At 60.1% G+C, this 5,972-nt stretch carries 4 protein-coding genes and 1 pseudogene; 4 read left to right on the top strand and 1 reads right to left on the bottom strand.

Features of this window, described 5'->3' with window-relative positions; translation table 11 throughout:
- The first annotated feature begins 109 nt into the window (after positions 1-109).
- From secA to Q8K05_RS12645, 4 genes are read left to right on the top strand one after another with little or no spacing between them, the layout of a single operon-like run.
- Positions 110-2,875: a preprotein translocase subunit SecA gene (gene secA, locus Q8K05_RS12630; protein WP_305246945.1), complete on the top strand. Its 2,766-nt coding sequence runs from the start codon at positions 110-112 to the stop codon at positions 2,873-2,875.
- A 44-nt stretch (positions 2,876-2,919) separates the two neighbouring features.
- Positions 2,920-4,161, top strand: a complete 1,242-nt coding sequence (gene argJ, locus Q8K05_RS12635; RefSeq protein WP_305246946.1) for a bifunctional glutamate N-acetyltransferase/amino-acid acetyltransferase ArgJ — start codon at positions 2,920-2,922, stop codon at positions 4,159-4,161.
- 2 nt (positions 4,162-4,163) lie between these two features.
- On the top strand, positions 4,164-5,129 hold the full coding sequence (locus Q8K05_RS12640) for an ATP-binding protein (RefSeq protein ID WP_305246947.1): 966 nt from the start codon (positions 4,164-4,166) through the stop codon (positions 5,127-5,129).
- Entirely contained in the window at positions 5,126-5,596 is a 471-nt protein-coding gene (locus Q8K05_RS12645; RefSeq protein ID WP_305246948.1) for an NUDIX domain-containing protein, read from the top strand. The genes Q8K05_RS12640 and Q8K05_RS12645 overlap by 4 nt, the downstream gene beginning before the upstream one ends.
- A gap of 9 nt (positions 5,597-5,605) precedes the next feature.
- Here Q8K05_RS12645 and Q8K05_RS12650 read toward each other — a convergent pair.
- Positions 5,606-5,959, bottom strand: a pseudogene (locus Q8K05_RS12650) (lytic transglycosylase domain-containing protein); the annotation flags it as partial.
- Positions 5,960-5,972: the final 13 nt, after the last annotated feature.

Raw genomic sequence — 5,972 nt, forward strand, 5'->3', positions numbered from 1 at the left:
CCTCGGGTGGTCTGGGGTTGGCTGCTAGGCAGCCCACAGGCCACTACCCACCTCACCGAACTGCCTTTTGGTTGCCACCGCCTTGGGGGCAAGCAGGGGCCATACATGCATGGCGACCAATTTCCTCACCAAAATTTTCGGCAGTCGCAACGACCGGCTGCTCAAAACCTACCGCAAAACCGTAGAAAAAATCAATGCGCTGGAAACCGATTACGAGAAACTCGACGACGACCAGTTGCGCGCCAAAACCCAGGCGTTCAAGGACCGGGTAAGCGCAGGCGAAGCGCTCGATGACATTCTCCCCGAAGCCTTTGCCGTGGTGCGGGAGGGCAGCAAACGCATCATGAAGATGCGTCACTTTGATGTGCAGATGCTGGGCGGCATGTCGCTGCACAACGGCAAGATTTCGGAAATGGGCACGGGCGAAGGTAAAACCCTCACCGCCACGCTGCCGGTTTACCTCAATGCATTGACCGGCAAGGGCGTGCACGTGGTGACGGTTAATGATTACCTCGCCAGCCGCGACGCCCGCTGGATGGGCAAGCTCTACAACTTTCTGGGCTTGAGCGTGGGCATCAATTTGCCCAACATGTCGCGCGAGGAAAAGCAGGCCGCCTACCAATCCGACATCACCTATGGCACCAACAACGAGTACGGTTTCGACTACCTGCGCGACAACATGGTGTACGAAGTGGCGGACCGGGTGCAGCGCGGTCTGAATTTTGCCATCGTCGATGAGGTGGACTCGATTCTGATCGATGAGGCCCGTACGCCGCTCATCATCAGCGGTCAGGCCGAAGACCACACCGAGATGTACATCGCGATGAACAAGGTCGTGCCCATGCTCACCCTCCAGGAGGGCGAAGCCGATCCGCGAACCGGTGAGGGCGTGACAAAACCCGGCGACTACACCATCGATGAAAAAACGCACCAGGTGTTCCTGACCGAGCAGGGTCACGAAAATGCCGAGCGCCTGCTGTTCAATCTGGGGCTGATTGCGGAAGGGGCCACGCTCTACGATCCGGCCAACATTGCGTTGATGCATCATTTGTATGCGGCCCTGCGCGGCAATCTGTTGTACCACCGTGACCAGCACTACGTGGTGCAGGAAGGCGAGGTCGTCATTGTTGACGAGTTCACCGGCCGCCTGATGTCGGGCCGCCGCTGGAGCGATGGCCTGCATCAGGCCGTTGAGGCCAAGGAGGGGGTGCAGATCCAGGCTGAAAACCAGACCCTGGCGTCCATCACCTTTCAGAACTATTTCCGCCTCTACGCCAAACTGGCCGGCATGACCGGAACCGCTGACACCGAAGCCTACGAATTCCAGGAAATCTACGGACTGGAAACCAGCGTCATTCCACCGAACCGGATCAGCCAGCGCGATGACCAGCTGGACCGCGTCTACAAAACCACGCGCGAAAAGTACGAAGCGGCCATCAAGGACATCCGCGAGTGCTACGAGCGCGGCCAGCCGGTGCTGGTGGGCACCACCTCGATCGAGAACTCCGAAATCATTGACCAGCTGCTGGAGAAGGAAAATCTGCCGCACCAGGTGCTCAATGCCAAGCAGCACGCCCGTGAAGCGGACATCGTAGCGCAGGCGGGGCGCCCGAAGATGATCACCATTGCCACCAACATGGCGGGGCGCGGCACCGACATCGTGCTCGGCGGCAACGTCGAAAAGCTGATTGAAGCGCTTGAGGCCGACGAGTCGCTCGATGCTGCCGCCAAAGAAGCTGAAACAGCCCGCTTGCGTGCGCAATGGGCGCAGGAGCACGAGCAGGTCAAGGCGCTGGGCGGTTTGCGCATCATCGCGACCGAACGCCACGAGTCACGCCGTATTGACAACCAGCTCCGAGGCCGTTCGGGCCGCCAGGGCGACCCCGGTTCCTCGCGCTTTTACCTGAGCCTGGATGACCCGCTGATGCGCATTTTCGCGGGCGACCGCGTCAAGGCCATCATGGAGCGGCTCAAGATGCCCGATGGCGAGGCCATCGAAGCCGGTATCGTGTCGCGCAGCATCGAATCTGCCCAGCGCAAGGTGGAAGCACGCAACTTTGACACCCGCAAACAGCTGCTCGAATACGACGATGTGTCCAATGACCAGCGCAAGGTGATTTACCAGCAGCGCAATGACATCATGGATGCCGCTAGCCTGGAGGGGCAAATCGCGTCCCTGCGCGAAGGCTGCTTCACGGACTTGACGCGGCAGTATGTGCCGGTGGAAAGTGTCGAAGAGCAATGGGATGTGGCGGGCCTTGAAAAAGTGCTGCGTGACGAGTGGCAGATAGCGCTTGCCCTGCGCCAGGAGCTGGAAACGGCCACGGCCATCACCGATGAGGACGTCGTCGAGAAGGTGGTTGCGGTCGCCAATGCGGCATTTTCCGAAAAACTCGAAAAAATTGGTGAAGAAAACTTCACCCAGTTCGAACGCGTTGTACTGCTGCAAAGCATAGACAGCCACTGGCGCGAGCACCTGAGCGCGCTCGACTATTTGCGTCAAGGCATTCATTTGCGCGGCGATGCGCAAAAGCAGCCCAAGCAGGAATACAAACGCGAAGCCTTTGAGTTGTTTGGCCAGTTGCTCGACAGTGTGAAAAATGACGTCACCAAGGTGCTGATGACGGTCAAAGTGCAGCCCGGCGAGCCGCTGGATCAGGTGGCTGAAGAAATGGAAAACCGGGCCGAGAATATCGCCAACATTACCTATACCGCACCGACCGAAACCGGTGGAATCGAAACGAGGGTGGATGAAGAGTCGCAAAGGCGAGCCAAGTCCGTGCCGGGCGCTGTTGTGCCGCGGGTGGGCCGCAACGAGCCCTGCCCCTGTGGTTCGGGCAATAAATACAAAAATTGCCACGGCAGGCTGAACTGAGTCCGCGCTGACCTAACAACACCTGGTTTTCTGGAGTCAAGAACATGCCTGTCAATCTGCTTGCTACGCCTGCGGCGGAACTCTACCCCGTGGCCGGCGCGCGCTGGGGAATTACCGAAGCGGGGATACGCAAGGCCGACCGCAAAGACCTGGCCGTGCTGCTGCTCGACGAGGGGGCATCCGTAGGAGCTGTCTTCACGCAAAACAGGTTTTGCGCGGCACCCGTGCAAATTTGCCGTGCGCACATGGCCACGAATGCAGGTCAAAGCCACGGCATTCGTGCCATGCTGATCAACACCGGCAACGCCAACGCAGGCACCGGCGACGAGGGTCTGAACCGCGCGCAGGCCTGCTGCATTGCGCTGGCCCGTGCACTCAATCTCTCGCCCGAGCAAATCCTGCCGTTCTCCACCGGCGTGATCATGGAGCCTTTGCCCCATGAGCGCATTGTGGCGGGGCTTGCGGCAGCGCTGGCGGATGCCAGGCAAGACAATTGGGCCAATGCCGCCGAGGCGATCATGACCACCGACACGGTGGCCAAGGCGTTTTCAAGCCGCATCACGCTGGGCGGCGCTACCGTCACCATCACTGGCATCAGCAAGGGTGCCGGCATGATTCGGCCCAATATGGCGACCATGCTGGGCTTCATGGTGACCGATGCCTGTGTGTCCCCGTTGCTCATGAATCAACTGGCCACGGAATTGGCGGAAGGCTCGTTCAACCGCGTCACCATCGACGGTGACACCTCCACCAACGACTCTTTTGTGGTCGTCGCCACCAACCAGGCCCAACATGCCCCAGTGACCTCACTGGACAGCCCGGACGGCCAGGCCTTGCGCGCCGCCATGATGGCGATCGCGAAAAAATTGGCGCAGGCCATCGTGCGGGATGGCGAAGGCGCCACCAAATTCATCACCGTGCAGGTCGAGGGCGGGAAAACTGGCGAGGAGTGCCGCAAGGTGGCCTATGCGATCGCCCATTCACCGCTGGTCAAAACGGCATTTTTTGCCAGCGACCCCAACTTGGGCCGAATTCTGGCCGCTGTCGGCTACGCGGGCATCGACGATCTGGACCAGACCAAAATAGATTTGTACCTTGACGAGGTGCTGGTGGCCAAAAACGGTGGCCGGCATGTCGACTACCTTGAGGCCGACGGACAGCGCGTCATGAAACAAAGTGAAATCACAGTGCGTGTGGTGCTCGGTCGTGGAGACGCCGCCGATACGGTCTGGACTTGCGACCTGTCTTACGACTATGTGAAGATCAACGCCGACTACCGAAGCTAAGCATGAACGCGCAGTTCGAACGCCTTATGGCGCGGGTCGAGTCCCTGATGACGCGGATTGAGTCGGTTTTGCCGCAACCCTTGTCGGCCCCGGACTGGACGGCGTCCGTCGCTTACCGCTACCGCAAGCGCGGCTCGGGTCATGGCGCGCTGGAACCGGTCAGGCATCTGGGCGTCATGCGCCTGACGGACCTGAAGGAAATCGACGACCAGAAAGAAAAAATCCAACGCAACACCGAGCAGTTTGTCAGCGGCAAGCCCGCCAACAATGTCTTGTTGACCGGTTCGCGCGGTACGGGAAAATCATCCTTGATCAAGGCCTGTCTGAATGAATATTCAGCCCGGGGATTGCGGCTGATTGAAGTCGACAAGGCCGACCTGACGGACTTGCCCGACATTGTCGATGTGGTGTCCGGCTTGCCCGAGAAATTCATCGTCTTTTGTGACGACCTCAGTTTTGAAGAAGGCGAGCCTGGCTACAAGGCGCTCAAATCCATTCTGGATGGCTCGATCGCCGCTGCGACACCCAACGTGCTGGTTTATGCCACCAGCAACCGGCGCCATCTGCTGCCCGAGTACATGATGGAGAACCTCACCTACACGCACACCGACGATGGCGAAGTCCATCCCGGTGAAGTCGTGGAGGAAAAGATTTCGCTGTCCGAGCGCTTTGGCTTGTGGGTCAGCTTTTATCCTTTCAGCCAGGACGAATACCTGACCATCGTGGCCCAGTGGCTGTCGTCGTTCGGTGCCGCGCAGGATGCCATAGACGCCGCACGCCCCGCGTCGCTGGTGTGGGCGCTGGAGCGTGGCTCGCGCAGCGGCCGTGTGGCCTATCAGTTTGCGCGCGACTACGCGGGCAAAAATGACGCCCTCACGCTTGTCGCTTCGCGTACTGCGCTGCCCCCCGAGGGGGCTAATTTTCCTAGGGGCGGCCCGTCGGAAAATTCCCCTGATCGGCTGGTATGAGTGTCTTGGTCGCCGACGCCGGGCTGCCCCGCCAGGGCGGCGCCGACCGCCAGGTGGTGGACGTGGCGGTCGGCGTGCTGGTTCAGGCCGACGGCCAGTTTCTGCTCACGTCGCGCCCTCCTGGCAAGGTCTATGAGGGTTACTGGGAATTTCCGGGCGGCAAGCTGGAACGCGGCGAGAGCGTCGAGCAGGCGCTGCGCCGTGAACTGAAGGAAGAAATCGGCATCACGATCGGCGCCGTGTACCCCTGGAAGGTCGAGATGGTCGACTATCCGCACGCCTTGGTACGGCTCAACTTTTGCAAGGTGTTTGAGTGGTCAGGTGACTTGCAGATGCACGAAGGCCAGTTGTTTGCCTGGCAGGCATTGCCGGTCACGGTGAAGCCGGTTTTGCCGGGGACCATTCCTGTTCTGGACTGGTTTGCGCAGGAACGAGAGTTTTCTGGCGCCACGCATGCCGTCGCCTGAAACGGCAAGCTAGCCGGAAAACGCCCACTGCTTGCTGGCGCCCAGCACCGCGTTGGGGTAGGGCGCCTTGCCCCGCGAGCCGTTGTAGCGGCCCAGGCCCAGAAACAAGTCGCCTCTTTCCCGGTCCAGGTAGTGGCGCAGAATCACACAGCCGAAGCGCAGGTTGGTCTGCATTTGAAACAACTGGCCAGGGTCGCCATCGCCAATCACGCGCGTCCAGAAGGGCATGACCTGCATGTAGCCGCGTGCGCCCACATGGCTCACGGCGAACTTGCGGAAGTTGCTTTCGACCTGAATCAGGCCCAGCACCATTGTCACAACAAGCCCGGCACTATAGGCTTCGTACCAGACTGTTTGAAGAAATTACTTGCGGATT

The organism is Polaromonas sp. (assembly GCF_030682935.1).
GTDB lineage: Bacteria > Pseudomonadota > Gammaproteobacteria > Burkholderiales > Burkholderiaceae_C > Polaromonas.

Bases quoted from the DNA above. Each gene is read 5' to 3' on its own strand.
- argJ (WP_305246946.1), top strand. From the start codon at position 2,920: ATGCCTGTCAATCTGCTTGCTACGCCTGCGGCGGAACTCTACCCCGTG.
- Q8K05_RS12640 (WP_305246947.1), top strand. From the start codon at position 4,164: ATGAACGCGCAGTTCGAACGCCTTATGGCGCGGGTCGAGTCCCTGATG.
- secA (WP_305246945.1), top strand. From the start codon at position 110: ATGGCGACCAATTTCCTCACCAAAATTTTCGGCAGTCGCAACGACCGG.
- Q8K05_RS12645 (WP_305246948.1), top strand. From the start codon at position 5,126: ATGAGTGTCTTGGTCGCCGACGCCGGGCTGCCCCGCCAGGGCGGCGCC.